The organism is Marinobacterium maritimum (genome assembly GCF_039523155.1).
Classification (GTDB): Bacteria; Pseudomonadota; Gammaproteobacteria; order Pseudomonadales; family Balneatricaceae; genus Marinobacterium; species Marinobacterium maritimum.
Genome location: NZ_BAAAET010000004.1, coordinates 165,850 through 192,756, shown reverse-complemented (window position 1 = coordinate 192,756; position 26,907 = coordinate 165,850). Strand labels below are relative to the sequence as shown.

Genomic DNA, 26,907 nt, shown 5'->3' with positions numbered 1-26,907 from the left:
GGCGCATTATACAGCGCTTTGCGGGCCCGGTGTCATGCCGGACCCGTCAGCGTTTCTTCCGGCCCAGACCGGCGGCCTGCAGCTTGTCGGCCAGCGAGCCTTTCACTGGCGCCGGCTCCGGGCGCTGTTGGGTCGGGCGAGGGCGCTCCGAGCGGGGGTTGCCCGCCGGTGCAGTGGGAGCGGCACGGGTCTCCGATTTCATCGTCAGCGAGATACGCTTGCGCGCCTCATCCACCTCCAGTACCCGGACCTTGACGATCTGACCACTGCTGACCACCGCATGGGGGTCACTGACGAAACGGTCGGCCAGCTGGGAGATATGCACCAGGCCATCCTGATGCACGCCGATATCGACGAAGGCACCAAAGTGGGTGACGTTGGTGACCACGCCCTCAAGCTCCATGCCGGGTTGCAGGTCCTTCAGCGTTTCCACGCCCTCGGCATACTGCACCGAGCGAAATTCCGGCCGCGGGTCACGGCCCGGTTTTTCCAGTTCGCTGAGCACGTCGCGCACGGTATAGCTGCCGTAGCCCTGAGCTTCCAGCTGACTCGGATTCACCTGTTTCAGTTTGTCGCTCTGCTGCAGCAGTGCCTGCAGCTTCAAACCGCAGCTGGCGGCGATCGCCTGGGCCAGCGGGTAGCTCTCCGGGTGGACCGCCGAGTTGTCCAGCGGTTCCTCGCCGTCGCGGATGCGCAGGAAACCGGCGCACTGTTCAAACGCCTTGGGCCCCAGCCGCGGCACCTTGAGCAGCTGGCGTCGGTTGCGCAGCGCGCCGTGCTCGTCGCGCCAGGCAACAATGTTCTCGGCGGTGGTGCGGTTGAGACCGGCGACATGGCTGAGCAGAGCGGCCGAGGCGGTGTTTACGTCGACACCGACATGGTTCACGCACTGTTCGATGACGCCGTCGAGGGACTCACCAAGGCGGTTCTGGTCGACGTCATGCTGGTACTGGCCGACACCGATCGACTTGGGATCGATCTTGACCAGCTCCGCCAGCGGGTCCTGCAGACGGCGGGCGATGGACACGGCACCGCGAATGGTGACATCGATATCGGGGAATTCGGCGGCGGCGAGTTCGGAGGCGGAGTAAACCGACGCACCGGCCTCGTTGACCAGCACCGCCTGAATGGCTTGGGGCACCGCCTTGCACACGGCCTGCGCCAGCTGTTCGGTTTCACGCGAGGCGGTGCCGTTGCCGACCGCGATCAGCTCGGCGCCATGTTTTTTCGCCAGCGTGGTCAGCGTATGCAGTGACTTGTCCCATTGCTTTTGCGGTGCGTGCGGGTAGATGGTGGTGTAGTCGACCAGCTTGCCGGTGGCGTCGATTACTGCCACCTTGACGCCGGTACGCAGGCCCGGATCCAGGCCGATGGTGGTTTTGGCGCCGGCCGGTGCGGCCAGCAACAGATCGTTCAGGTTACGGGCGAACACCTCAATGGCCGATTGATCGGCCTGTTCGCGCAGACGCTTGATCAGCTCGGTTTCCAGCGAGGGGCGCAGTTTTTTCTGCCAGGCCTGCTGCAGCGTTTGCTGCATCCAGCTGTCCAGCTGAGCGGCGCGCAGCTGGTGACGTCGGGCCATCTGCTCTTCCGGCCAGCCATCGAGGCTGTCCGGCAGCTGCAGGCTGGCCTTGAGCACGCCTTCTGCAACACCACGCAGCACGGCCAGCGCCCGATGCGAGGGGACGCGGGCGACGGGCTCGGCGTAGTCGAAATAGTCACGGAACTTGCTGTCCGGGTCGGCCTTGCCGCGAGCGGCGCGGACCTGGAACTCACCCTGTTGCCAGAGACGCTGGCGAAGCTCGCCAGTCAGGTCGGCATCTTCGCTCAGGGTTTCCAGCAGGATCTGGCGCACCCCTTCGGCCACCGCATCCTGGTCGGCAAAACCGGCGTCCGGGTTGAGAAACTGCTCCAGTTTGTCCTGGGGCAGGGTGCCGTTCTGCAAGGCGTCCTGCGCCAGCGGCTCCAGTCCCGCTTCCCGGGCTTCCTGCGCCTTGTTGCGCCGCTTGGGGCGGTAGGGCAGGTAGAGGTCTTCCAGTCGCGCGCGGCTGTCGGCGGCGTTCAGCGCCTGTTCCAGTTCCGGTGTCAGCTGGTTCTGTTCGCGCAGGCGGCCGAGGATCGAATCGCGGCGGCTCTCCAGCTCACGCAGCTGGCCCAGTCGCTCGTGCAGCTGGCGCAGCTGGGTATCATCCAGCGCACCGGTCTGCTCCTTGCGGTAACGGGCGATAAAGGGAAGGGTGGCACCCTGGTCCAGCAGGGCGAGGGTGGCGGCGACCTGAGCCGGCTTGATGCTCAGCTCGGTCGCCAGTTGCTGTTCAATCGACATGGCGGCTCGGTTCAGGACTCAGGGCACCTGCAGGATCTGCAGGGAGTTGGTACCGCCATGCTCGCCGATGCTGGCCCCGCGGGTCAAGATAACGCGATCACCGCTGGTCAGCAGGTCACGGGCTTCCAGTCCGGCCAGGATTTCGTCGTTGAGGCGGGATTCGGCCACGGCGGTGGCGTCGAAAAACATCGGCATCACACCGCGATACAGCGCCATGCGGCGCATGGTGCGGTGGTTGCGGGTCATGGCGAAGATCGGGATGCCGGAGCGGATACGCGACATCCACAGCGGCGTGGAGCCGGATTCGGTCAGGCAGATGATCGCCTTGATGTTCTCCACGCCGTTGGCGGTGTACATGGCGGCGCGAGCGATCGCCTCGTCGGTGCGGGTGCAGAGATGATCCGGTGCTACCGGGGCCGGGCGTGACAGCTGATGCTTTTCGGCGCCCTGGCAGATGCGGGTCATCGCCTCAACCACCTCTACCGGGTAGTTGCCGGCGGCGGTTTCGGCGGACAGCATCACCGCATCGGTGCCGTCGAGGATGGCGTTGGCCACGTCGAATACCTCGGCACGGGTCGGCATCGGGTTCTGGATCATGGTTTCCATCATCTGGGTAGCGGTAATCACCACGCGGTTAAGCTGGCGCGCACGCTTGATGATGTGCTTCTGCACGCCGATCAGTTCGGCATCACCGATCTCTACGCCCAGGTCGCCACGGGCCACCATGACACCGTCACAGGCGTTGATGATCTCGTCCAGTGCTTCCGGGGTGGCCACGGTCTCGGCACGCTCGACCTTGGCGATGATCTCGGCGCGGCTGCCGGCGGCCTCCAGCAGGCTGCGAGCGGTGTTCAGGTCGTCGGCGGTACGCGGGAAGGAGACGGCAACGTAATCCATTTCCAGCTCGGCGGCGACCTTGATGTCGTGCTTGTCCTTGTCGGTCAGTGCCGCCGCGCTAAGGCCGCCGCCCTGACGGTTGATGCCCTTGTTGTTGGACAACGGGCCACCCACGGTCACTTCGGTCTCGATGCGGCTGCCATCGATCTGCAGCACTTTCAGCTGTACACGGCCATCGTCCAGCAACAGGATGTCACCCGGCTCACAGTCCTGAGGCAGCGCCTTGTAATCGACGCTGACGGCGTTCTGGTCACCGGCGGTTTCGTCCATGGCGGCATCCAGAGTGAAACGGTCACCGATGGCCAGCTGGATCGGACCATTCTTGAAACGGGAGATGCGAATCTTGGGGCCCTGGAGGTCTCCCAGCAGAGCGACGGACTCGCCGGTGCGACGACAGGCTTCGCGGACCGCTTCGACCCTGCGACGGTGGTCGGCGGAGCTGCCATGGGAAAAGTTCAGCCGCACGGTGTTGACGCCGGCGCGGATGAGCGCGTCCAGAGTACCGGGGGCGTCGGTTGAGGGACCCAGGGTAGCTACAATTTTGGTACGCTTAAGCATCGATTCGGATCTCATGTCGTTGGAGGGTCGTGGTTACGACTAAAGTATGGCTGCAGAAGGTTTTTTTCAAGTTACAGCCGGTTTAAACAGTGTTTCGGCTGGCGTCGAACAGGTTTGGCCATGAAAACCGGTCGCGCGCGTCGCTATCGCCCACTGACCCTGCTGCTGGTCAGCATCATGTTTCTGCTGGTGCTGATGCAGACCGCCTTTCTGAGTCGTCAGCAGGCCCTGTCGGAACTGCAGCAGCGGGCAGAGGCGGACCTGGCACGTTACGCCCTGAGCGTACAGCAGAAACTTGACCGTTATAAGGATCTGCCTCGGCTGCTGGCAACCCACTCCAGCCTGCGTCAGGCGCTGAAGGCGACCGATGCGGCTCAGGTACAGCGCACCAACGAGTATCTGCAGCAGGTCAACGCGATCATCGGCGCTGCCGACAGCTACCTGATGAATGCCGCCGGTATCACCGTAGCGGCGAGCAACTGGTACAAACCGAACAGTTTTGTTGGCCTCGACTTCAGCTTCCGGCCCTACTTTCAGGATGCGCTGGCCGGCCATGCCGGTCGCTACTTTGCGCTGGGAACGACCTCGCGCAAGCGCGGCTATTATTTCTCCTGGCCGGTTCATGATGAGGATCGGGTGATTGGCGTGGTGGTGGTCAAGATCGATCTGCATGAGATCGAGCAGGACTGGAACGATCCGCTGCAGGATATCGCCGTCACTGATGAAGACGGTATCATCGTCATCTCCACCCGCCCCGAGTGGAAATTCCATGCGCTCAGAGCCCTGCCCCGGGCCGATCTGCAGCGCATTCTTGCCAGCCTGCGCTATCTGGACCATCCGCTGTCGGCGCTGCAGGTGGTCAAGCGTGAAACCTTCAATGACCATGCCCAGCTGATTACCCTGCTGGAAGGGGAGCGGATCAGTAATGGTGCGCTCGACGGGGTGATGACCCGCGAATACCTGCTGCTGCAGCGGCCGGTGCCCGAGACCGGGCTAAAGGTCTCGGTGATGGCCCGACTGAAGCCGGTACAGGAGTCGGTGCTCCAGGCGGTAGTGCTGGCCGGCTGCATCTACCTGGCACTGGTGCTGCTGGTACTATTCCTGCAGGCGCGCTGGCGCATGGTGCGTGAGCGGCAGCAATACGTGCAAGAGTTGCAGAACGCCCGTGATGCACTGGAAACCCGGGTGGCTGAACGTACCGCCGACCTCAGCAGCACCAATGCCCGGCTGCTCGATGAGATGGCGCAGCACCGCAGTACCCAGAACGAGCTGATCCAGACGGCCAAGCTGGCCGTGCTGGGACAGATGGCGGCCGGGATCAACCATGAACTGAACCAGCCGCTGACCGCGATCCGCAACTATGCCGACAATGCGGCGGCTTTCCTGCGCCTGGGCAAGCCGGAACGGGCCGAAACCAACCTGCAGGAGATTGCTGGCCTGACTGAACGCATGGCCAAGATTATCCATCCGCTGAAGGAGTTTTCACGCCAGAGCAGCGGTCAGCCCTGTCCGACCTCGCTCAAGGCGGTGCGCGACGGTGCCATGTCGATCATGTATGGTCGGCTCGACCAGAAGGGGGTCGAATTGATCTGGCCGCCTCATCTGGAGCAGGTTTTCGTGCTGGGCGATACCCTGCGGCTGGAGCAGGTGCTGGTGAATCTGCTGGCGAATGCGCTGCAGGCGATGGAGTCGAGCGATGAAAAACGGATTGAAGTGACGCTGGAACGGCGAGAAGGGCGCGTGCGGTTGTCAGTGCACGATTCGGGGCCTGGGATCGCCGTTGACGATCCGCAGCGTGTGTTCGAGCCTTTCTACACCACCAAGTCCAGTGGCCAGGGGCTGGGGCTGGGGCTGTCGATTTCGCACCGGATCATGGAGAATCTGGGCGGATCCCTGACGGCCGCCAACCACCCCCGTGGGGGCGCCGTCTTTACTCTGGAGCTGCCGGCCGTCGCGCAGCCTGACCCAAAGCAGCCGGAACAGCCCGGGCAACTGCCGCCGAACGAGGACGCATGATGAGCGATACCGCAGCTTTACCCGTGATTCTGATTGATGACGAGCATCATATCCGCATGGCGGCAGGGCAGACGCTGGAGCTGGACGGTTACGAGGTGACCACTCTGGAACAGGCGGAGCCGGCGCTGGGGTTGATCGGCACCGACTGGCCCGGTGTCGTGGTGACCGATATCAACCTGCCCGGCATGGATGGGCTCGAGCTGATGCGCCAGGTACGTGCGATCGATGCCGACCTGCCGGTGATCCTGATTACCGGCCACGGTGACATCTCCATGGCGGTCAGCGCTATCCGCGACGGGGCCTACGACTTTATTGAAAAGCCTTTTGCATCTGAGTTGCTGCTGGATGTGGTACGGCGAGCGCTGGACAAGCGCAGCCTGACGCTGGAGAACCGCCGCCTGCGTGACGAACTGGACGCGCAGAGTGCCCCCGGGCCGCGCATCATTGGTAACACGCCGCCGATCGTTGCCCTGCGTCAACTCAGCCGTTCGGTCGCTGACATGCCAGCCGATATCCTGATCCAGGCCGAGACGGGTTGTGGCAAGGACCTGCTGGCGCGCTACCTGCATGAACATGGCAAGCGCCGCGAGCATAATTTTGTCGCCATCAACTGCGGCGCGGTGCCGGAGAACCTGATCGAGAGTGAACTGTTCGGTCATGAGGCGGGGGCCTTCACCGATGCCAAGACCCAGCGCATCGGCAAGTTCGAGCACGCCAACGGCGGCACCCTGTTCCTGGACGAGATCGAGAGCATGCCGATGGCGCTGCAGATCAAATTGCTGCGGGTGCTGGAGGAGCGGGCGATTGAGCGGCTGGGTTCCAATGATGTCATTCCGCTGGACCTGCGCGTGATCGCGGCGACCAAGGTGGATCTGAAGCAGGAGGCGGCCGCCGGCCGTTTTCGTGAGGATCTGTACTACCGGCTCAATGTCGTGCGGCTGGATATCCCGCCGCTGCGCAAGCGGCGCGAGGATATTCCGCTGCTGTTCCAGCACTTTGCCCTGATCGCCTCGTCACAGTATGGCCGCGAGATTCCGCAGCTGTCCGCCGAGCGCATGCACAGCCTGATGACACATGATTGGCCCGGCAACGTGCGTGAACTGCGTAACCTGGCGGAACGTTATGTGCTGCTGGGCGAGAGCTGCACCTTTGACTTCGACAACCGGCCGATCACGCTAGCGGAAAGCACGGACGGGATGACGCTGTCGGAGCAGGTGGAGCGATTCGAGAAGATGCTGATTCATACCGAACTGGGGCGCCACGGTGGTTCGATCAAGGATACCCTGGCCAGTCTGGGCCTGCCGCGCAAGACGCTGTACGACAAGATGAAGAAGTACGGCCTGGACAAGAACGACTACAAGCAGTAACCGCCGCTGCGGCACTTTGCCGGATCTCAAACGCACACCGCCCGGACAGAGCCGGGCGGTGTGCGTTTGTGCCTGAGCTGGGGTCAGAGCTTGAAGCGGTTGACCATTTTCTCCAGCTGATGGGCCAGCTGGGCCAGCTCGTCCGAGACATGATTGAGGTGTTCGGAGCGCTCGGCGGTCTCGTCAGCGCTGCGGCTGATCTCGGTGACGCTGTGCTCGACGCTGCCGGCCATTTCGCTCTGCTCGCGCACGGCGCTGGCTACCTGGTGGTTCAGGTCATTGATCACCCGAACCTCCTCGTTGATGTTGGTCAGGGCCGTGTTACAACGCTGTACCTGCTCGACGCCGGCGCCGGCCGCTTCCTGTGCATGGGTCATTACCCTGACCGCATCCTTGGCGTCATCCTGAAGCGCCGCGATGATGGCGTTGATCTCCTCGGTGGAGTTGTGGGTACGGCTGGCCAGGGTACGGACCTCGTCAGCGACCACGGCAAAGCCACGTCCCTGCTCACCGGCACGGGCGGCCTCGATCGCTGCGTTCAGCGCCAGCAGGTTGGTCTGCTCGGCGATCTTCTGGATCACCTCCAGCACCGTACCCACGTTCTGGCTTTGGCTGTCCAGCTTCTCGATCACACCGGTGGCCTGCTCAATGTTCTGCTGCAGCTGCTCGATAGCCGTGATCGCCTGCTGCGCGATGCCGGCGCCATCGGTACTTTCCTGCAGTGCCATGTCGGAGGCCGAGACCGTATTCTCGGCACTGGCCGCGACGCTGCGGGTTGCGGCTTCCATCTGCTCCATGGCGGAGGCGACGGAGCTGGTCTGCATCTGCTGATGGTGCACGGCCTGGGTCGATTCGCTGGCGACCTGACTGATGCGGTTACCGGAATCCGCCAGGCGGGCGACGGTCTGGTTGACCTGTTTCATGCTGTCATGAATGTTGTCGAGCATGGAGTTGAATGCCGCGGACATCTGGCCGACCTCGTCGCCTGAGGTTACATCAGTGCGCAGGTTCAGGTTGTTGTCACGCTCGATGGCGTGGATGGTGTCGGCAAGGCGGTTCACCGGCGTGACCACGATGCGGCGCAGCAGCAGGCTGACCAGAATGATACCCGCTACGAACAGGCCCAGCTCAATCAGGGCCACGCTAACCAGGTTGTGGTTGATCTGCTTGTCCAGTGCCTCGAACGAATAGGTGACGCGCACGGCACCGATGACTTCGCCCTCGCTGACCTGGTGGCAGAGCAGGCAGTTGGTGCCCTTGTAGTTGGGCAGGGCCTTCATCGGCGTGACCACGGTCAGGCGGTGGCCCTGGTCATCATCCAGCTCGGCGACGATGTGCTCACCCTGCATGGCGCGGCGGTCATACTCGTCCATCGGGTGGGAGTCATCGCTGCCGGGGCCGTAGACGGCCGTGATCTGTTCTCCGCGGATGATACGGGCTTCGGTGATGGCGTCGTTGGACAGAATCTTCTGCTGCAGGGTGCTGCGGTTGGCCATGGCACCACTGAGCATCAGCATGTTGATGCTGTCGAAATAGGAGTCGGCGGCATCCAGAGTGCTGCGGGTGACGACCTGGTCGACCAGCGAGGTTTCACTACGGTAGATAGTGGTCAGCGAGCTGATCAGGATAACCAGAAATACAGCAACCAGAGACAGGTTGACCTTGTGTTGAATTGAAAGCCCTTTTTGCACTGTATTCCATCCCGCATTTGACTGGTGAAATTGGGTAAGCCGGATAAAACTGACGCTGACAGTATACAGATCCTAAGTGAAAAAACGCTGATCTGCCACAATTGCCGGTGTTTCAGTCAGATGGGTGGAAATCCACCCATTTTGCGCGGGAGTTTGGGTCGCTTACCGCCGATTCCGGTGCGGGCCTGTCCTTGATGAAAGGTCCGTCATCCTTTTATATCACCTTGATATTTAAATAATATTTCAATTTTTTACGCGGCTTTTTTCAGTCTGGCACCACGCTTGCTTATAGCTCCTGTGTTCATGCATGACCGCTCCCGTCCCCCAAAAGAGGAGTGGCTGACCGACAAATAACAACTGTTAATAACAACAGCAACACCAGGAGATACCCCATGCGTTTACTGACTGCAGCCGTAACCTCCATCGCTCTGGCACTGGGTGCCCAGATGGCCTGCGCGGCCCCGATCGAACTGAAATTCGCCCACGTGGTAGCCGAGAACACCCCGAAGGGCCAGATGGCGTTGAAATTCCGTGACCTGGTCGCTGAGCGTCTCGGTGACAAGGTGGAAGTGAAAGTATTCCCGAACTCCCAGCTGTTCGGCGACAACAAGGTGCTGGAAGCGATGCTGCTCGGTGATGTGCAGATGGCCGCGCCTTCCCTGTCCAAGTTCCAGAAATACACCAAGTCGCTGCAGATCTTTGATCTGCCGTTCCTGTTCGAAGACATGACGGCGGTTGACCGTTTCCAGCAGAGCGCTCAGGGCCAGGAATTGCTGAACTCCCTGCGCAAGCGTGGCCTGGTCGGTCTGGGTTACCTGCATAACGGCATGAAGCAGCTGTCCGCCAATGATCCGCTGCGTGTACCGGCGGATGCCGCCGGCAAGAAATTCCGCATCATGACGTCCGACGTGCTCCAGTCCCAGTTCGAGGCGCTGGATGCGGTACCGCTGAAGAAGCCGTTCTCCGAAGTGTTCACCCTGCTGCAGACCAAGGCGATCGACGGTGCCGAAAACCCCTGGTCCAACATCTACTCGAAGAAGTTCCACGAGGTTCAGCCCTACATCACAGAAACCAACCACGGTGTGCTGGACTACCTGGTCGTCACCTCTGCCGAATTCTGGAACGGTCTGGATGAAGATGTCCGTGCCGAGCTGAAAAAGGCGCTGGACGAATCCATCGCCTACGGCAATACCATCTCCGGCGAGCAGGCGGCCAAGGATCGTCAGGCGATCATCGATTCCGGTCGTTCCGAAGTGATCGAGATCACCGCCGAAGAGCGTCAGCAGTGGGTGGACGCGATGAAGCCGGTATGGAAAGAGTTCGAGGGCGAGATCGGTGCCGAGCTGATCGACGCCGCCCTGCAGGCCAACCACTGATCCTGCTCTGATCGAGATCCACCGGGGAGCCTCCAGGCTCCCCCCAGGCCGGCTCCCGGGAGGGGAGTCCGGCCGGACACCGGGGAAATACTATGTCTGTTCGTAATCTGGTCACTCATATAGAAGAGGCGATCCTGTCGTTGCTGTTGCTGGCGATGACGCTGCTGGTATTTGCAGAAGTGATTGCCCGTTTCGGTTTCAACGCCGGCATCCACTGGGCCCAGGAAGTGACGCTGCTGCTGTCTGCCTGGTTCGTGCTGTTCGGTGCCTCCTACGGGGTCAAGGTCGGTGCCCATATCGGCGTCGATGTGTTCGTCAACAAACTGCCGGCGGGCCTGCACCGTGGCGTGACGCTGATCGCGGTGGCGCTCTGCCTGTTCTACTGCGGTTTGTTCCTGTACGGCTCCTGGGTCTATCTGGCGAAGATGAAAATGATCGGCATCGAGCTGGAAGACCTGCCCATTCCCAAATGGACGGTGATGACCATCCTGGTGATCGGCTTCGGGTTGTTGGCGATCCGGTTCCTGCAGCTGGGCTGGAAGGTGCTCAAGGGTGAGGCCGACGGTTTCCACTTTGCCGATGAGGCGGAGGAGAGTATGGAGATTGCCCGTGAGCTGAAAGAGTCCGATGAGGAGGCGCGCAAATGACCACCGCCATGCTGTTTATCATCCTCTTCGGCTGCATGCTGATGGGGATGCCGATCGCGATTGCGCTGGGCCTTTCCAGTGTCACCACGATCCTGCTGTTTTCCAACGATTCTCTGGCGTCGGTGGCGCTGAAGTTGTTCGAGGCGACTTCCGAGCACTATACCCTGCTGGCGATTCCCTTCTTTATTCTGTCGTCGGCGTTCCTGTCCACCGGCGGTGTGGCCAAGCGCCTGATCAACTTCGCCATCGACGCCATCGGTCATGTCCGCGGCGGCCTGGCAATGGCGTCGGTAATGGCGTGCATGCTGTTCGCGGCGGTATCCGGTTCTTCGCCGGCCACCGTAGCCGCGATCGGTACCATCGTCATTGCCGGCATGGTGCGCTCCGGCTACCCGGAATCCTTTGCTGCGGGTGTTATCGCCAACGCCGGTACCCTGGGCATCCTGATTCCGCCGTCCATCGTCATGCTGGTCTATGCCGCCGCCACAGAGGTGTCGGCCTCGCGCATGTTCATGGCCGGATTCATTCCGGGCCTGATGATGGGCCTGCTGCTGATGATCGCGATCTACATCGCGGCGCGGATCAAGAAGCTGCCGTCCCAGCCCTTCCCGGGGTTTGGTCAGCTGTTCCGTTCCGGCGCCATCGCCATGGGCGGCCTGATGCTGATCGTTATCGTACTGGGCTCCATCTATGGTGGTATCGCCTCGCCGACGGAGGCCGCTGCCGTGGCGGCGGTCTATGCCTACCTGATCGCGGTGATGGGTTACCGTGACATCGGCCCGATGAAGGGCGTGGCCTGGCGCAACGAAGGCGAATCCCTGCTGGCGGCGATCCTGCGCAACACCCTGCAGATGCTGCTGGCGCTGCCGCGCTCCGTGGCCCATCCGGAAGTGCGCAAGGTGTTTGTCGATGCGTCCAAGGTATCGATGATGCTGCTGTTCATCATCGCCAACGCCATGCTGTTCGCCCATGTGCTGACCACCGAGCGTATTCCGCACGAAATAGCCGAAGTGATCATCGAGTGGGGGCTGCCGGCCTGGGGTTTTCTGATCGTGGTGAACATCCTGCTGCTGATCGCGGGCAACTTCATGGAGCCGTCGGCGATCCTGCTGATCATGGCGCCGATCCTGTTCCCGATCGCCGTGCAGCTGGGTATCGACCCCATCCATCTGGGCATCATCATGGTGGTCAACATGGAGATCGGCATGCTGACACCGCCGGTGGGGCTGAACCTGTTCGTCACTGCGGGCATCACCGGGCGCAACATGGTCTGGGTGATCAAGGCGTGCCTGCCCTGGCTCGGCCTGCTGCTGTTCTTCCTGATCCTGATTACCTACATCCCGCAGATATCGCTGTTCCTGCCGGAACTGATCGACGAGATGAAAGGTTACTGATCCCAACCAGGAGATCCCGTCCCTGCCATCAGGACGATGGCAGGGACCTGTCACCGCCACCTTCGGGTGGCGGTTTTTTTATGTCGGTCAATTGGCGCTATAATAGCTGCCCTTTCGAATAACCCGATAGAGAGTCAACATGCTCGGAGTAATTGCTGCACTCTGGGGCTTCACCGGCATCTGCCTGCTGTTTTCCAGTGCGATCTACCGTTTGGGTGGCATGGCGCTGGAGATGCCGCTGGCCAGTTTCGAGTGGTACCACTGGCTGGCACTGGTGCTGTGTCTGGCCTTCATGGGCTTTGCCGAAGGCTATCGTGGCTTCCAGCAGAACTTCTCACCACGTGTAGCGGCCCGTATTCGCTATCTGAAGCAGAACGTGACACCGTTAAGGGCGTTGCTGGCTCCGGTGTTTTGCATGGGCTTTTTTCATGCCCAGCGTCGGCGTCAGATCGTGACCTTCTGCCTGACCGGCGGGATTATCTGCCTGGTACTGCTGGTGCGTCTGCTGGAGCAGCCCTGGCGGGGGATTATCGATGCCGGTGTGGTACTGGGGCTGACCTGGGGTATCGTATCGCTGGCGGCGTTTACCCTGCAGGCCTTTGTGAACAAGGAGTTCAATTATTCCCCGGAAACTCCGGTGGAACCCAGGTAGTTGCCACAGGAAAAGAGAAACCGGCCCTGGCCGGTTTTTTTGTGCCGATCTGACGGCCAGGGTGTTCTTGGATGACGTCAGGAATCTGCAGGTCAGACCGTCCGCTTCAACGCAGCGACAGACACGACCAGGGGCTACACTCAAGCTAAGCCAACAGGTAAAGGTTCCGAACAATGGATTCTCGCTTGCTGCGGCAGCTCCCCGGCGTCACCGATGAGGCACAGTCCGGCCGCGCCCAGTATCTGCGCCGTAGCCTGCCTGAGCTGCAGCGGCTTGAGCGGCTGATCCGCAAGGGGGAGCCGGCGCTGCGCTGGCGGGTGTTGGCCGAAGTGGAAGATGGGCCCTACAGCCTGCCGGTCTACGCCCTTGAGCTGGGCAGCTCCCATCCCGCCGCGCCGGTGCTGCTGCTCTGTGGCGGTATCCACGGTATCGAGCGTATCGGTACTCAGCTGCTGCTGGCACATCTCGCCAACCTGATTCATCGCCTGCGCTGGGATACAAGTCTGCAGCAGCTGCTGGCCGGGGTGCGCATCGTTTGCTGCCCACTGCTCAACCCGGTGGGGATGGCGCGCGGCTGGCGCAGCAACGGCAATGGTGTCGACCTGATGCGTAATGCCCCGGTGGAAGCCGATACCCCGAGTCACGGGCTACTGGCCGGGCATCGGCTGGGGCGCTGGCTGCCCTGGTACAGAGGGGAGTCGGATCGGCCCATGCAGGAAGAAGCCCAGAGCCTGTGCTGTCTGGTACGGGAACAGATTGTGCGGGCGCCGTTCAGTCTGGCGCTGGACTGCCACTCCGGCTTCGGCATGCGTGACCGGGTCTGGTTTCCCTACGCGGGGCAGGCGCGGCTGCTGGAAAATGCTGCCGAATTGCATGCGCTGGTGCAACTGTTCGAGCGCAGCCACCCGCACCACCCCTATATCTTTGAGCCCCAATACCACCAGTACTGCACCCACGGCGATCTCTGGGACTATCTGTATCAGCAGCATCGTCAGCACGGCGGTCAGCCCTTCCTGCCGCTGACCCTGGAGCTGGGCTCCTGGCTTTGGGTGAAAAAGAACCTGCGCCAGCTGACCAGCTACACCGGCCTGTTCAACCCTTTGGTACCCCATCGTCACCAGCGTACCCTGCGTCGCCATCATCTGCTGCTGGACTTTTTGTTGCGGGCGCTGGCGGCCTGGGACCACTGGTTGCCTCAGGGGCGCCAGTGGCATCAGCATCAACGGCGTGCCGAACGGCGCTGGGCACCTAAGGAAGCGCCTGAATGAGCGGGCAGCCCGCAGTGACCTTTCTCCCCAGGGGCATCAACGTCGACAAGCCGACCGGCGGCCGCTGGATTCTGTTGCGCGGACTGGTGCGCGAGGCACGCCACTGGGGTGATTTTCCTCTGCGTCTGGCCGATCGTGTCGGTGCTTCGGTGCATTGCCACGATCTGCCCGGCAATGGCATCCATCATGCTCGACGCAGTCCGCTGTCGATCGGGGCCATGCTTGACCAGCTGCATGAAGAGATCAGCCTTGAGGGCCCAGTGTATCTGCTTGGGCTATCGATGGGAGGGCTGGTGGTGGCGGAGTGGGCCAGTCGCTATCCGGATAAAGTGGCGGGGCTGGTGCTGATCAACAGCAGCAGCGCTGCCCTGAGTCCGCCCTGGCAGCGAATGCGCCCCGGTGCGCTGCCCGGTGTCCTGAAGGCGTTGTGTCTGCCCAGCGCACAACGGGAGGAGGTGCTCTACCGTTTGACCTGTGTGCGCCAGGACGATCTACGGCCGACGTTGAGCCGCTGGGTTGACTACGCCCGCGAATACCCGGTGTCACGGGGTAATTTTCTGCGCCAGCTTTGCGCCGCCGTGCGCTATCGCGTGCCCGCCGCGATATCTCATTCGCCGGTGCTGATCCTCAGCGGACGGGGGGATCGACTGGTCGATCCCCGCTGCAGCCGGGCGCTGGCACGCCATTGGCAGTGCCGAGCCCATGAGCATCCCTGGGCCGGGCATGACCTGCCCCATGATGATCCGGACTGGCTGCTGGAGCGGCTGGCGCAGTTCCGTGCGGAGACTGCGCCTCCGGTTCAGCCGAGGAACAGCTGGTAGGCCGGGTTGTCGGTTTCGTCGTAGAAGGTGTAGCCGATCTCGTCGAGGAACTGCACCACCTGTTCGCGTTCCCCTTCCGGTACCTGCATGCCGACCAGTACCCGGCCATAGGCAGCACCGTGGTTGCGATAGTGGAACATGGATATGTTCCAGCGTCCGCCCAGCTTGTTGAGGAACTTCATCAGTGCCCCCGGGCGCTCCGGGAACTCGAAGCGGTAGACCACCTCGTTATCGACGCTGGCGGGAGCGTGGCCGCCGACCATGTAACGGACGTGCAGCTTGGCGGTTTCGTCGTCGGTCAGATCGACCACTTCATCCAGATGTTCGCTCAACTCCGCCAGAAGCTCTTCGCGGCCGTCATTGTTGGGCCGGATCTGCACGCCGGCGAAGACGATTGCTTCCTGGTCATCGCTGTAGCGGTAGTTGAATTCGGTGATGTTGCGCTTGTCCAGTACCTTGCAGAACTGCTTGAAGCTGCCCGGTTTCTCCGGAATCTTGGCGGCGATGATCGCTTCGCGCTGCTCACCCAGCTCCGAGCGCTCGGCGATGTGACGCAGGCGGTCGAAGTTGACGTTGGCACCGGAGTCGATCGCGATCAGGGTCTGGCCACTGACGCCTTCACGGGCGACGTATTTCTTCAGGCCCGCCACGCCCAAGGCGCCGGCCGGCTCGGTCACGGAACGGGTGTCGTCGAAGATGTCCTTGATCGCGGCGCAGATCTCGTCGGTGGAAACGGTGATCACCTCATCGACATAGTCCTTGCAGATCTCCCAGGTGTTCTCGCCGATCTGGGCCACGGCAACACCATCGGCGAAGATGCCGACCTGATCCAGCACGGCGCGGTAGCCCTTCTCCATCGCCAGCGCCAGGCAGGCCGATTCGGCCGATTCCACGGCGATGATTTTGGTTTCCGGACGCAGGTATTTGACGTAGGCCGCCACGCCTGCGATCAGGCCACCACCACCGACGGGTACGAAGATGGCATCGATGGGGCCGCTTTCCTGACGCAGGATCTCCATGGCGATGGTGCCCTGGCCGGCGATGACATCGGGATCGTCATAGGGGTGGACGTAAACCAGCCCTTTCTCTTCCATCAGCTTTTCGGAGTGCTTGCGCGCATCATCAAAGGCATCGCCGATCAGCACGGCCTTGCCACCCAGACGCTTGACGTTGTTGACCTTCACGTCGGGGGTGGTCTTGGGCATGACGATGGTTGCCTTGACGCCGAGCAGTCGGGCCGCCATGGCCACGCCCTGGGCGTGGTTGCCGGCCGAGGCGGTAATCACGCCACGCGCCTTCTCTTCATCGGTCAGCTGCGCCATCTTGTTGTAGGCACCGCGCAGTTTGAACGAGTAAACCGGCTGTTCGTCTTCGCGCTTGAGCAACACGCGGTTGCCAAGACGTTCGGTCAGGCCGCGGGCTTCGTCCAGCGGCGTTTCGATGGCGGCGTCGTAGACCCGCGCTTCGAGGATCTTCTTGATATATCGATGTGGCATAGGACAGGTATCTGTATCTCGATAGGGCCGCGGCTGAGCGGGCCGGGTTGCCAAGTCGGTGATGACCCCGGTCTGGGGTGCATAAAGTATGGCCAAATGGTATCGGCTCCACTGTTCAGCGTCTACAAGGGCAACGGCGGGTTGCGTATAATTAAGGCTCAGTTTGAATCAGCAACGGGCACAACCATGACACAAGACGAGATGAAACAGGCGGTCGCACAGGCAGCCGTCGACCATATCAAGGGCCGCCTCGACAGCGACAGCATTATCGGCGTGGGCACCGGCTCCACCGCCAACTGTTTTATCGATGCGCTGGCTGCGATCAAGAACAGCTTCGCCGGTGCTGTCGCCAGCTCCGAAGCGACGGCCGAGCGTCTGCGTGGCCATGGCATTGAGGTGTTCGACCTGAACTCGGTCAGCGAGATGGAGTTCTACATCGATGGCGCCGACGAATTCGACCCGCACCTGAACCTGATCAAGGGCGGTGGTGGTGCGCTGACCCGCGAGAAGATCGTCGCGGCCGTGGCCAAGGAGTTCGTCTGCATCGTCGACCAGAGCAAGCAGGTTGATCTGCTCGGCGCCTTCCCGCTGCCGGTGGAAGTGATCCCGATGGCACGTTCCTACGTCGGTCGTCAGCTGGCGGCGCTGGGTGGACAGCCGGTGTACCGTGAAGGGTTCGTTACCGATAACGGCAATATCATTCTCGACCTGCAGGATCTGGAGATCCTGGATCCCAAAGCGCTGGAAGCGCAGATCAACAACATGGTTGGTGTCGTTACCAACGGCCTCTTCGCCCGCCGTGGTGCCGATATCATCCTGATGGGCACGCCGGACGGTGTACAGACCATCCGTCACGCTTGAAGCTCAGCCCCGGGTATTGGAGTCTGTCGCGCTGGTGTCGGTAGGCTCCTGCTCCAGAAAGGCGAGGATCGGGCAGTCCGCCGTCGATCCCTTGCCGCTGCACAGGGCTGACAGCCCCTGCAGTGCCTGCTGAATCTGCTGCAGATCGCTGATCTTGCGGCCGATCTCCTCAATGCGTTCATCCACCCGCTGCTTGACCACCGCCGATTCCTGTTCGGGATGGTGCTGCAGTTGCAGCAGTTCCAGGGTTTCTTCGAGGGTAAAGCCAAGGGTTTTGCAGCGCTTGATGAACGCCAGACGTTTCGGGGTATCTTGCGGGAAGACGCGGTAGCCGGAGGGCAGCCGGTCAGGAGGAGGGATCAGGCCTCTGCGTTCGTAGTAACGCAGTGTCTCGACGCTGAGGCCCGAACGGCGGGCCAGCTCACCGATCTTGAGAAAGGTCATCATGGCCGCCGTGAGGTCAGTGGCTTACCACTGCACCACTTTGGTCAGTGCGATGCTCACCGGCATGGTGATCCACAGCAGTGCCAGAATGTTGATGAACAGCCAACCGAAACCGGCGGGATCACGGAAGTTTTCGTCATGATGTGCCATCGTCTAACCTCACAAAGAACTGTTTATTTGTTGATCAGTATCAAGGCGGGCGATTATAGCCAATACGCTGGCGCTTTTATAGCCAGGTATTGGCATTGTTTTTGTAGGGACAAAGGATTAACACCTCCGAGCCTTAACCGGCGCGCAGCAGGCGGTAGCATTGGTCCAGTCGAAGTGGTCGTCGAATCAGCCCGCCGATCAGGACGAATACCAGCGCTGCCAGCAGCGGCAGGCTCAGCCAGAGCTCCAGATGCAGGCGCGGCGGAATCTGCAGCAGCCACTGGTTCAGCATCGCCAGCACCGCTTCGGCGCCGGCACTGGCCAACAGGCCGCATACCAGCCCCAGCAGCAGGAACTCGAGCAGATCCAGTCGCCGCGCCTGATCGGCGGTGACACCCAGCGTCTGCAACAGGGCGCTTTCGAAGCGGCGCTGCTCCAGCGCCTGCAGCAGGGTTACTCCCAGCAGCATCAGGCCGCAACCCAGGCTCAGCGCCAGGATCAGCGCCGAACTGTCACCCAGGCGTTGCAGCCAGCCGGCCAGCTGATTGAGCAGCTGATCGATATCGATCAGGGTCAGTGACGGGAACTGTTGCAGCAGGTCGCGCGTCAGCGGTCGCTGTTGCGCGTTCAGATAGAAGCTGGTGATCCAGGTCGAGGGCGCGTTCTGCAGCGCCTCCGGGTTGAAGATGATGTAGAAGTTGGGCCGGAAGGAGGTCCAGACCACTTCGCGGATATTGCGGATCACGCCTTCCACCTGAATACCGCCAACATCGAAGCCAAGGCGGTCGCCCAGCTTCAGTCCCAGTTCCTCGGCCATGCTCTGCTCGATCGAGATGGCACCGGTATCACCCGGTTGCCACCAACTGCCGGCGATCAGCGGGTTGTGCGCCGGGCGCTCCGCGCGCCAGCTCAGGTTGAGTTCGCGTCGGAGGGTGTTGTGGCCCTGCTGCTCGGCATTGAGCTGGGGCCGGATGAGTTCGCCGTTGAGTTGAGTCATGCGGCCGCGAATCATCGGGTAGAGTTCGGTCTCCAGCCGGTGTTCGGCAAAGAAACTGTCCACATCGGCTTTTTGCCAGGGCTGGATGTTGATCAGGAAGTAGTTCGGCGTGTCGCTGGGGAACTGCGCCTGCCACTGCTCGATCAGGTCCGAGCGGCTGACCCAGACTACGCTGAGCAGGGTCAGCAGCATCACCACGACAGCCGCCTGCAGCCGGTGCCAGCGGCGCTGCTGACGCAGGCGCATGGTCAGCAGGCGGCCGAGCAACAGGCGCTGGGCCAGTGGTCGAGCCAGTAACTGCAGCCCGGTCTGGGCGATCCAGCCGAACAGGGCGCCGCCCAGTAGCAGAAACAGCAGCAGACCCAGTGCCGCCAGCGGGGCTTCGAGAAAGGCCAGCAGAGTCGCGGCCAGCAACAGGAGTGATACCCCCTGCAGCAGCAGGGCGGTGCGGTCGCGCGGTGGGGTATCGCCGCGCAGCAAGTGGGCCACCGGGATGCGTGCCAGCTGCAGAATCGGTGGCAAGCCCAGCAGTACCAGCAATGCCAGCCCCAATGCGGCGCCGCTGAGCCAGCGCAGCCAGTGCGCCTGAGGCAGGGCCTGGGGCAGCAGGTCGGCGAGCCAATGGTACACAGCCAGCTCCAGCAGATAGCCGCTGACCACGCCGGCGATGGCGGTCAGCAGCCAGGCGAGCAGCAGCTGGTAGAGGTAGACGCGTACCAGTTGGCCTGGTCGCAGGCCCAGATTGAGCAGCAGCGCGCTACGAGTGTGCTGGCTCAGGCTGAAACGGCGCAGTGCCAGTACGATGGTCATCGCCGACAGCAGCAGCGCAATAAGGGCACTAAGCTTGAGGTACCCCAGCGCATTGCCCAGTGCGTTGCCGGTCAGGGGCTGGTCGGTGCTCAAGGCATGCAGATGCTCATGGCTGGCCAGGGTTGGCCGCAGGGCCTGATCGAGTGTGCGGATCGCTTCGGGTGAACCGGCAAAGAGCATACGGTAGTTGGCCCGGCTCCCGGGAGCGAGCACACCACTGGCGTCAAGGTCGGCGGCATTGACCAGGATATGGGGACTGAAACTGCGGAAACCGCTGCCGCGGTCGGGCGAGGCAAGCAGCTCCCGGGTCACCTTGAGCGGCTGATAGCCAAACTCCAGGCTGTCGCCTGGCTGCAGCTGCAATTGGGTCATTACCCGGGGTTCGATCCAGACCTCGCCCGGAGCCGGAATACCGCTGCCGGCCGGTTCGGTGACCAGCTCGCCGCGCAGTGGGTAGGGCGCTTGAAGCACACGCACCGACACCAGCATCAGGTTGTCACCCTGGCCGACCATGCTCGGAAACTGGATCACCGGGGTCTGTTCGACTCCCGCCAGCGGCAGGCCCTGCAGGCGGTCGGGCGGAATGGGGCGACTGCTGCTCAGTACCAGGTCGGCACCGAGCAGGGCCGCGCTTTCACGCAGCAGGCCGCGTTCCAAACGGTCGCCGAGTACAGCCAGCAGGGTGGTCAGGGCGATGGCGATCCAGCTGGCCAGCAGCAGGGCGCGCCATTCGGTGGTACGCAGCTGTGTCAGCAGCTGACGTCCGGCCAGGCGAGTGAGCAGGCTCATGGACTCACCTCCTCCAGGCGGCCGTTGTGCAGATGCAGGCGGCGCTGGCAGCGCCCGGCCAGGTCGATATCGTGGGTGATCAGAATCAGGGTGGTGCCGGTATCGGCGTTGAGATGGAACAGCTGCTCGATGATCTGGTGACCGGTGTCGTCATCCAGATTGCCGGTGGGTTCATCGGCGAACAGCACTTTGGGCTCGGTGGCGAAGGCGCGGGCGATCGCCACCCGTTGCTGCTCGCCGCCGGACAGCTGTGCCGGATAGTGGTCAAGCCGGGCTCCCAGCCCGACCTGCTCCAGCCAGTAACGGGCCTGGCGGTCGGCATCCTGGTGTCCCTGAATCTCCAGTGGCAGGCGTACGTTGTCCAGTGCGTCCAGTTCCGGCAGCAGGTGGAAGGACTGGAAGATGAAACTGATCTGCTCCAGCCGCAGTGCGGCTCGGGCGGCGTCGTCGAGCTGGTCCAGCGGTTGGCCGGCAAACAGGATGTGGCCCTCAGTGGGCGTATCCAGACCGGCCAGCAGGCTCAGCAGGGTCGACTTGCCGGCGCCGGAGCGGCCGATGATCGCCAGGCTCTCGCCTGGCAGGATACGCAGGTCGAGATTACGGAAGAGTTCGACCGCTCCGGCTTGTGTGCGGAAACTTTTTGCGACATCTTGAGCCTCAATAATCGGCTCTTCACGATTGAGGTGTGACATGCGATCCCTGATTTCGATTCTGTTCGTGTTGGTTGTCTGGGTGTCTCCGCTGCAGGCAAAGACGCTGCTGGTGCTGGGCGACAGCCTGTCTGCAGCCTATGGCCTGCCGGCCGAGCAGGGCTGGGTCAGCCTGCTGGAACAGGAGCTGCAGCAACGCCGGCTCGCCGACCGGGTGGTCAATGCCAGTATCAGTGGTGAAACCAGCAGTGGCGGGCTACAGCGCCTGCCACGCCTGCTGGCCGACTACCGTCCCGATCTGGTGTTGCTTGAGCTGGGCGCCAACGATGGCCTGCGAGGTACTCCGCTGCAGGTGATGGAACAGAACCTGCGCCAAATGGTGGAACTGAGCCAGGCCTCGGGTGCCGATGTAATGCTGATCGGGATACGGATTCCACCCAATTATGGACCGCAATACACGCAAAGGTTCTATTCGATTTACCCCGATCTGGCGCGGGAGTATCAGTTGCCGCTGGTGCCTTTCCTGCTGGAGCGGGTGGCGCTCAAGCCTCAGCTGATGCAGTCGGACGGCCTGCATCCGACAGCGGCGGCACAGCCGATTCTGTTGCAGACGGTCTGGCCGCACCTGTATCCGCTGCTGGTGCCAGAGGAATCCTGAGCAGCAGCCGTGTCCCCTGGTCGGGAGCGCTGCACAGCTGCAGTGAGCCGCCCAGAGCCTTGGCGCGGGTCTGCATGCCCAGTACGCCGAAGCGGCCTTTCTGGCTGATGATCTGAGGATCGAAACCGCCGCCGTTGTCGCGGATCTCGAGTTCCAGACGGTCATTGTCCGTGTCGGCATCGAAACGCTGCAGCCGGATACTGGCCCGGGTGCAGTGGGCGTGGCGCTGCAGGTTGGTCAATGCTTCCTGGATCATGCGGTAGAGGTTGATGTTGTAGCGCTCTTCCATGTCATTGAGCGCCCCCTTGAGGTGCAGCTCCATGACAATGCCCTGGCGTTCCAGCTGCTGGCCTCGAATCAACTCGCGCACGGCGTCGACCAGCCCCAGGTCGTCCAGCAGCGTTGGCCTGAGCGCATGCATCAGGTCGTAGGTCACGTCGTAGATATGGCCGGCGACAGCGTCGATGCTCTCGGCATGCTGGTTGACGCTGTCGTGACTGTCTGGATGTTCCTGCAGCAGCATGCGGGCATCGGTGCGGATGGCGGTCAGGCACTGCCCCAGTTCATCATGCAGCTCCTGCGCCAAGTGACGTCGCTCCCGTTCCTGAATATCGAGAATGCGGTGGGTCAGGCGCTGGTTTTCCTGCAACTGCTGTTGCAACTGTTCGGAGTGTTGCTTCAGGTGCTGCTGCAGGTGATGTACTTCCGCACTTTCCAGGTAGCAGCTGTTGGTGGCCTGGCGCTGGCAAAGCCAGGCGCGCAGCAGCAGTGCGCCTACGGTGTTGAGTACCAGTGACAGCAGCAGCGCCCAGCCGTTGAGGTCGTGCCAGCGCACCGGGTATTCCAGCTCCAGCTGCGCTGCCAGGTTGTCACGGCGGAGCTGCAGTTCCCGGCGTTGCCGCAACAGCGGTGCGGGGCCTTCGGATGCGGTCAGCATGACCGCATCCTGGCCCGGGGCCAGGGTCAGGAAAACACGGCCTCCTGGCGGCAGCAGGCGGGCGTCCAACAGCTGGTTCAGTTCAACCACGACGGAGAGAATGCGTTGCCGCTGGTCCGGTGACACCAGAAAAAGATTGAGCAAGGGCTCGCCTCGGCTTTGGTTGTACACGCGGGAGTAGGTGATGTCGTGGCTGGCACGAGCGGTCAGCAGCGCCCCCTTGAGTTCGGGGATCAGGCTCAGGTCGGTGCCGAGCAGGGGCGGCTGGGCCTCTGGGGTATCGGGTACCACCAGCACCAGCGGATGAAACACGGGGACGCCGGAGCGCTCGGTCGCCGGCGGTGTCATGGCGCTGAGGCCGTGCAGCAGAAAATCCGGATAACGCTGCCGCATCTGCTGCTCGAAAGCCTGCACCTCATCGTCGCGAACCAGTTGTTGCACCTGGATGCGTTTGACGACAGGGGTCAGTTGTCGCAGGCTGTTCAACTCGATGCGCAGAGCCGGAGCGAAGAGGGCGTGCTGATCCAGGTCGGTGAGGTGGGCGGCCTGTTGCAGCAGTCTATGACTTTGCTGCAGTCGATCATCGAGTTGTTGTTCGAGAGCGGCCAACAGGCTGTCCTGGTGGCGTTCAAGGCTGGCCAGGTCCTGCCGGACCAGAATAGTCGACACGCACAGCGTGATCAGCAGCCAGAAAGTGCCGGCAATCAGGGTGGGGGATCGGGGCATTGCTTACAGGTATCCATACCTCTGGGTTTGACGCCAGTATAAACAATAAAGGCGCCCGGAGGCGCCTTTATATCGAGCAGGTGGAGCTTAGCCAGCGTAGTTCTCGTTGACGAAGTCCCAGTTAACCAGCGCCCAGAAGCCTTTCAGATAGTCCGGACGTACGTTACGGTAATCGATGTAGTAGGCGTGTTCCCACAGGTCGACAGTCAGCAGCGCAGTCTGGCCAGCGGTCATCGGCGTGCCGGCGTTGCTGGTGTTGACGATGTCCAGGGTACCGTCGGCGTTCTTCACCAGCCAAGTCCAGCTGGAACCGAAGTTGTTTACAGCCTTGTCGTTGAACTCTTCCTGGAATTTCTCGAAAGAACCCCATTTTACAGCGATGGCATCAGCGATCTCGCCGGTCGGAGCACCACCACCGTTCGGAGACAGGCAGTGCCAGTAGAAGGTGTGGTTCCACACCTGCGCTGCGTTGTTGAAGATGCCGCCTGCCGGTGCAGTCTTGATGATATCTTCCAGAGACTTGCCTTCAAACTCGGTTCCCGGTACCAGGCCGTTCAGCTTCACAACGTAGGTGTTGTGGTGTTTGCCGTGGTGGAATTCCAGGGTTTCGGCAGAGATGTGCGGTTCCAGTGCATCTTTTGCGTACGGCAGAGCAGGCAGTTCGAAGCTCATAGTAATCCCCTATATATCTGACAGGTTCAGCATAAAACTGATTGTTGTGTGTGGAGGCGAGCCCCCATAGTGATATCGATAATAGCACTGATGTTCGGCATTATCATGACACAGTTTGTACGGACATCAGGTACAAACGGGCACTTGGGCTGCTGAACCTGATGCTTTGTTTATATGGGCGATAACGGCAAAAACAAGGGGTCATCCCATCGCGGTAAGGCGCTGCTGTACCAGACAGAGGGCGGCGATGGCACGCCCCTCGGAGAATTCCTCGCGCTCGAAAAGTTTCGGCAGCTGGCTCAGTGGCCAGGGCACGACTTCCAGCGGTTCGGGTTCGTCGCCTTCGAGTTTGCTGGGGTACAGGTCCCGGGCCAGCATGACTTCCAGACGGTGGCCCATATAGTTGGGCGCGGCGGTGAGCTGGCGTACATGGGAAACCTCCCGGGCACCGAAGCCCGCTTCTTCCTGCAGTTCGCGATTGGCCGCGGTGGCCGCATCCTCGCCCGGGTCTATCAGCCCCTTGGGCAGCGTCAGGACATAGTCCTCGAGCCCTGCGGCGTACTCGCGGATCAGCAGTACCTCGTCCTGTGCGTTGATGGCGACAATCATCACCGCGCCGTGACCGCCGGTTCTGAGACGTTCATAACGGCGTTCGGTACCGTTGCTGAAACGCAGATCCATGGCCTCGATATGAAACAACCGGCTGCTGGCCACTTTGGTCAACTTCAAAATCTCGGGTTTGGCAGTCATACTGAAATATCCGGAAACTGTTATTAGCTGTCAGAGTGTTCCCTGATTATGCTTGATTGGCAAGCCATAGACACCGTTCTCCTCGATATGGACGGTACCCTTCTCGACCTGCACTTCGACTCCCACTTCTGGCTGGAGCTGCTGCCTGAGCGTTATGCCCGGCACCATGGGCTGGAGCTTGAAGCGGCGCGCCGCTGGTTGCATAAGCGTATCCGCCAGGAGCAGGGTGCGCTGAGCTGGTACTGCCTGGACTACTGGACCGAGCAGCTGGGCCTGCCGATTGCTCAGTTGAAGCGTGAAATCATGGACCGCATCGGCTTTCGTCCCGGTGCCCGCGAGTTTTTGCAGGCCCTGAGAGCCAGTGGCCGACGCACGGTGATCGCCACCAATGCCCACCGCGGCAGTCTGTCGCTGAAGATCGAGGTGACCGCGATCGATACCCTGGTCGATCTGGTGATCTGCTCCCACGACTTCGGTTATCCCAAGGAGGAGCAGGCGTTCTGGCATGCGCTTCAGGAAGTGGAGCCCTTCGACCCGCAGCGCACGCTGCTGGTGGATGACAGCCTGGCCGTGCTGGCTTCGGCCCGGCGTTACGGCCTGGGTCACCTGCTGTCGATTACCCAGCCGGATTCCACTCAGCCGGCGCGCCGGATCGAGGGCTATGAAGCCACCAATGATTTCAGCGAGGTAATCGCCGCACTATGAGCCACCACTACAAAGAACAACAGGAACGCGACAGGGAGCAGCAGGTGCACAAGGCAGTTCGACTGGACAAATGGCTCTGGGCGGCCCGTTTCTACAAGACGCGAGCACTGGCCAAGCAGATGATTGAGGGCGGCAAGGTGCACTATGACGGCCAACGCACCAAGTGCAGCAAGGCGGTCGAGATCGGTGCGCTGATCCAGCTGCGCCAGGGCTATGAGGAAAAAACGGTTGAAGTGCTGTTGCTGTCCGATCAGCGTCGCGGCGCCAGCGAGGCTCAGTTGTTGTACCGCGAAACCGAGGACAGCATTCGGGCACGAGAAGAGCGGGCTCTGGCGCGCAAGACTGAAGGCAGTGCGCCGGACCAGCGTCCCAACAAGAAGAGCCGGCGCGAACTGCTCAGAATCAAGGGCAGCTGGGACTGAGCTGCCCGAATGCTATCAGCCGGTAAAGAAGGGCAGGCGGCCGAGCAGCGGGATGCGGCCGGCCAGTCGATAGAGCGGCCCAAGCAGGCGCATCAGCCCTTGGTTGATCAGGTGCGGCAGTGGTGAAGCAAAGGCCCAGGCCAGCGTGACCAGCGCCAGGCTGAGGCCACCCACGGCGGCATCGGTAAACCAGTGCGCGCCGCCAAACAGGCGGGGCAGCATCAGGAACAGGGCCAGCGCAGTGGCGGCCAATGTCCCCAGGCTGCGGCGGTTGAACAGCAAAAAGCCGAGCCAGACCATCAGTACGCTGGCATGGTCACCGGGAAAGCTGGTGGAGGCGCTGTCCTTGGCTGGAATGTCAGGCAGCTCGGCGCTGAAACGGTAGGCCGGTTCCAGCTGCAATGACGGGCTGGGGCCACTGAGGCCCGTGCTGACCGAGTATTCGGACAGTGCCTCACGCATCGGCAGCATCAGAATCATCAGCAGCAGGAAACCGGTAAAGCCGGACTGCAACTGGCTGCGCTTGAGCCCGAGGCCGGGAAAGACCAGAAATACCAGCATCAATACGGCCGAAGCCGCGTCCACCTCGCGGGTGTTCATCCAGGCCCAGAAGCTGGCCCAGCCTTCGCTGGCGAACAGGGAACCGTTCAGGGCTTGGAAAACCTGCGCATCCAGGCTTCGCCAGAGGCTGTGGCCCGCGTCATTAATGAAACTGAGCAGCAACAGGGCGGCGGCCAGGTGCATGCCGATCAGTGCGGCGGGGCGCCAGCGGGTGGAAAACACGGGGTCTGGGGTGATCATTACGAACTCATTCGGCTAGAATTACG

Annotated in this window: 24 protein-coding genes; 12 read left to right on the top strand and 12 right to left on the bottom strand. The window is 61.9% G+C overall.

What is annotated here, in order from left to right; translation table 11 throughout:
* Positions 1-46: 46 nt before the first annotated feature.
* Together ABD013_RS15590 and pyk are read right to left on the bottom strand one after the other, a co-directional pair.
* Complete coding sequence (locus ABD013_RS15590) at positions 47-2,326, bottom strand: Tex family protein (protein ID WP_343807966.1); 2,280 nt, start codon at positions 2,324-2,326, stop codon at positions 47-49.
* Between the two features lie 18 nt (positions 2,327-2,344).
* Complete coding sequence (gene pyk / locus ABD013_RS15585) at positions 2,345-3,781, bottom strand: pyruvate kinase (protein WP_343807963.1); 1,437 nt, start codon at positions 3,779-3,781, stop codon at positions 2,345-2,347.
* A gap of 120 nt (positions 3,782-3,901) precedes the next feature.
* Between pyk and ABD013_RS15580 the strand changes: the two genes are divergently transcribed.
* Both ABD013_RS15580 and ABD013_RS15575 read left to right on the top strand, forming a co-directional pair.
* A complete protein-coding gene (locus ABD013_RS15580) occupies positions 3,902-5,797 on the top strand; it encodes an ATP-binding protein (protein WP_343807960.1) in 1,896 nt (631 codons plus the stop codon).
* Positions 5,797-7,164 carry a sigma-54-dependent transcriptional regulator gene (locus ABD013_RS15575; protein ID WP_343808048.1) on the top strand — a complete coding sequence of 456 codons (1,368 nt, stop codon included), beginning with the start codon at positions 5,797-5,799 and terminating at the stop codon, positions 7,162-7,164. The genes ABD013_RS15580 and ABD013_RS15575 overlap by 1 nt, the downstream gene beginning before the upstream one ends.
* 83 nt (positions 7,165-7,247) lie before the next feature.
* On the opposite strand, the gene ABD013_RS15570 is transcribed toward ABD013_RS15575, so the two are convergent.
* Entirely contained in the window at positions 7,248-8,855 is a 1,608-nt protein-coding gene (locus ABD013_RS15570; RefSeq protein ID WP_343807957.1) for a methyl-accepting chemotaxis protein, read from the bottom strand.
* 392 nt (positions 8,856-9,247) lie between these two features.
* On the opposite strand from ABD013_RS15570, the gene ABD013_RS15565 reads away from it, so the two are divergent.
* The 6 genes from ABD013_RS15565 (at position 9,248) to ABD013_RS15540 (ending at position 15,013) form a co-directional block, all read left to right on the top strand.
* Positions 9,248-10,231 (top strand): TRAP transporter substrate-binding protein, encoded by a 984-nt coding sequence (locus ABD013_RS15565; protein ID WP_343807954.1) that lies wholly within the window; start codon positions 9,248-9,250, stop codon positions 10,229-10,231.
* Positions 10,232-10,323: 92 nt separating this feature from the next.
* A complete protein-coding gene (locus tag ABD013_RS15560; RefSeq protein ID WP_343807951.1) occupies positions 10,324-10,878 on the top strand; it encodes a TRAP transporter small permease in 555 nt (184 codons plus the stop codon).
* Positions 10,875-12,272 (top strand): TRAP transporter large permease, encoded by a 1,398-nt coding sequence (locus ABD013_RS15555; RefSeq protein ID WP_343807948.1) that lies wholly within the window; start codon positions 10,875-10,877, stop codon positions 12,270-12,272. Before ABD013_RS15560 ends, ABD013_RS15555 begins: the two co-directional genes overlap by 4 nt.
* Before the next feature lie 139 nt (positions 12,273-12,411).
* A complete protein-coding gene (locus tag ABD013_RS15550) occupies positions 12,412-12,924 on the top strand; it encodes a hypothetical protein (protein WP_343807945.1) in 513 nt (170 codons plus the stop codon).
* 173 nt (positions 12,925-13,097) lie between these two features.
* Positions 13,098-14,192 (top strand): M14 family zinc carboxypeptidase, encoded by a 1,095-nt coding sequence (locus tag ABD013_RS15545; RefSeq protein WP_343807941.1) that lies wholly within the window; start codon positions 13,098-13,100, stop codon positions 14,190-14,192.
* Positions 14,189-15,013, top strand: a complete 825-nt coding sequence (locus ABD013_RS15540) for an alpha/beta fold hydrolase (protein ID WP_343807939.1) — start codon at positions 14,189-14,191, stop codon at positions 15,011-15,013. The genes ABD013_RS15545 and ABD013_RS15540 overlap by 4 nt, the downstream gene beginning before the upstream one ends.
* Here the strand turns inward: ABD013_RS15540 and ilvA are convergent.
* Positions 14,992-16,509 (bottom strand): threonine ammonia-lyase, biosynthetic, encoded by a 1,518-nt coding sequence (gene ilvA / locus ABD013_RS15535; RefSeq protein WP_343807936.1) that lies wholly within the window; start codon positions 16,507-16,509, stop codon positions 14,992-14,994. The two genes, ABD013_RS15540 and ilvA, sit on opposite strands and share 22 nt — an antisense overlap.
* A gap of 186 nt (positions 16,510-16,695) precedes the next feature.
* Between ilvA and rpiA the strand changes: the two genes are divergently transcribed.
* Positions 16,696-17,370, top strand: coding sequence for a ribose-5-phosphate isomerase RpiA (gene rpiA / locus ABD013_RS15530; RefSeq protein ID WP_343807933.1), 675 nt, complete (start codon positions 16,696-16,698; stop codon positions 17,368-17,370).
* 3 nt (positions 17,371-17,373) lie between these two features.
* Here the strand turns inward: rpiA and ABD013_RS15525 are convergent, their stop codons facing one another.
* The 4 genes from ABD013_RS15525 to ABD013_RS15510 form a co-directional block, all read right to left on the bottom strand.
* Complete coding sequence (locus tag ABD013_RS15525; protein ID WP_343807931.1) at positions 17,374-17,814, bottom strand: heavy metal-responsive transcriptional regulator; 441 nt, start codon at positions 17,812-17,814, stop codon at positions 17,374-17,376.
* Positions 17,815-17,838: 24 nt separating this feature from the next.
* The gene (locus ABD013_RS15520; protein ID WP_275424700.1) at positions 17,839-17,964 is read right to left on the bottom strand and encodes a hypothetical protein; all 126 of its coding nucleotides are present in this window, start codon (positions 17,962-17,964) and stop codon (positions 17,839-17,841) included.
* A 133-nt stretch (positions 17,965-18,097) separates the two neighbouring features.
* Positions 18,098-20,560 carry an ABC transporter permease gene (locus ABD013_RS15515; RefSeq protein WP_343807928.1) on the bottom strand — a complete coding sequence of 821 codons (2,463 nt, stop codon included), beginning with the start codon at positions 20,558-20,560 and terminating at the stop codon, positions 18,098-18,100.
* Positions 20,557-21,252 carry an ABC transporter ATP-binding protein gene (locus ABD013_RS15510; RefSeq protein ID WP_343807925.1) on the bottom strand — a complete coding sequence of 232 codons (696 nt, stop codon included), beginning with the start codon at positions 21,250-21,252 and terminating at the stop codon, positions 20,557-20,559. The genes ABD013_RS15515 and ABD013_RS15510 overlap by 4 nt, the downstream gene beginning before the upstream one ends.
* Between ABD013_RS15510 and ABD013_RS15505 the strand changes: the two genes are divergently transcribed.
* A complete protein-coding gene (locus tag ABD013_RS15505) occupies positions 21,251-21,868 on the top strand; it encodes an arylesterase (RefSeq protein ID WP_343807922.1) in 618 nt (205 codons plus the stop codon). The two genes, ABD013_RS15510 and ABD013_RS15505, sit on opposite strands and share 2 nt — an antisense overlap.
* Here ABD013_RS15505 and ABD013_RS15500 read toward each other — a convergent pair.
* The 3 genes from ABD013_RS15500 to nudE form a co-directional block, all read right to left on the bottom strand.
* Positions 21,753-23,531 (bottom strand): ATP-binding protein, encoded by a 1,779-nt coding sequence (locus tag ABD013_RS15500; protein WP_343807919.1) that lies wholly within the window; start codon positions 23,529-23,531, stop codon positions 21,753-21,755. The two genes, ABD013_RS15505 and ABD013_RS15500, sit on opposite strands and share 116 nt — an antisense overlap.
* Positions 23,532-23,618: 87 nt before the next feature.
* Positions 23,619-24,203, bottom strand: a complete 585-nt coding sequence (locus ABD013_RS15495; protein WP_343807916.1) for a superoxide dismutase — start codon at positions 24,201-24,203, stop codon at positions 23,619-23,621.
* A gap of 201 nt (positions 24,204-24,404) precedes the next feature.
* Entirely contained in the window at positions 24,405-24,953 is a 549-nt protein-coding gene (nudE, locus tag ABD013_RS15490; protein ID WP_343807913.1) for an ADP compounds hydrolase NudE, read from the bottom strand.
* A gap of 48 nt (positions 24,954-25,001) precedes the next feature.
* Between nudE and yrfG the strand changes: the two genes are divergently transcribed.
* Positions 25,002-25,658 carry a GMP/IMP nucleotidase gene (gene yrfG, locus ABD013_RS15485; protein WP_343807910.1) on the top strand — a complete coding sequence of 219 codons (657 nt, stop codon included), beginning with the start codon at positions 25,002-25,004 and terminating at the stop codon, positions 25,656-25,658.
* Positions 25,655-26,080, top strand: a complete 426-nt coding sequence (gene hslR, locus ABD013_RS15480; RefSeq protein ID WP_343807907.1) for a ribosome-associated heat shock protein Hsp15 — start codon at positions 25,655-25,657, stop codon at positions 26,078-26,080. The genes yrfG and hslR overlap by 4 nt, the downstream gene beginning before the upstream one ends.
* 15 nt (positions 26,081-26,095) lie before the next feature.
* On the opposite strand, the gene ABD013_RS15475 is transcribed toward hslR, so the two are convergent.
* A complete protein-coding gene (locus ABD013_RS15475) occupies positions 26,096-26,881 on the bottom strand; it encodes a phosphatase PAP2 family protein (protein WP_343807904.1) in 786 nt (261 codons plus the stop codon).
* Positions 26,882-26,907 lie beyond the last annotated feature (26 nt).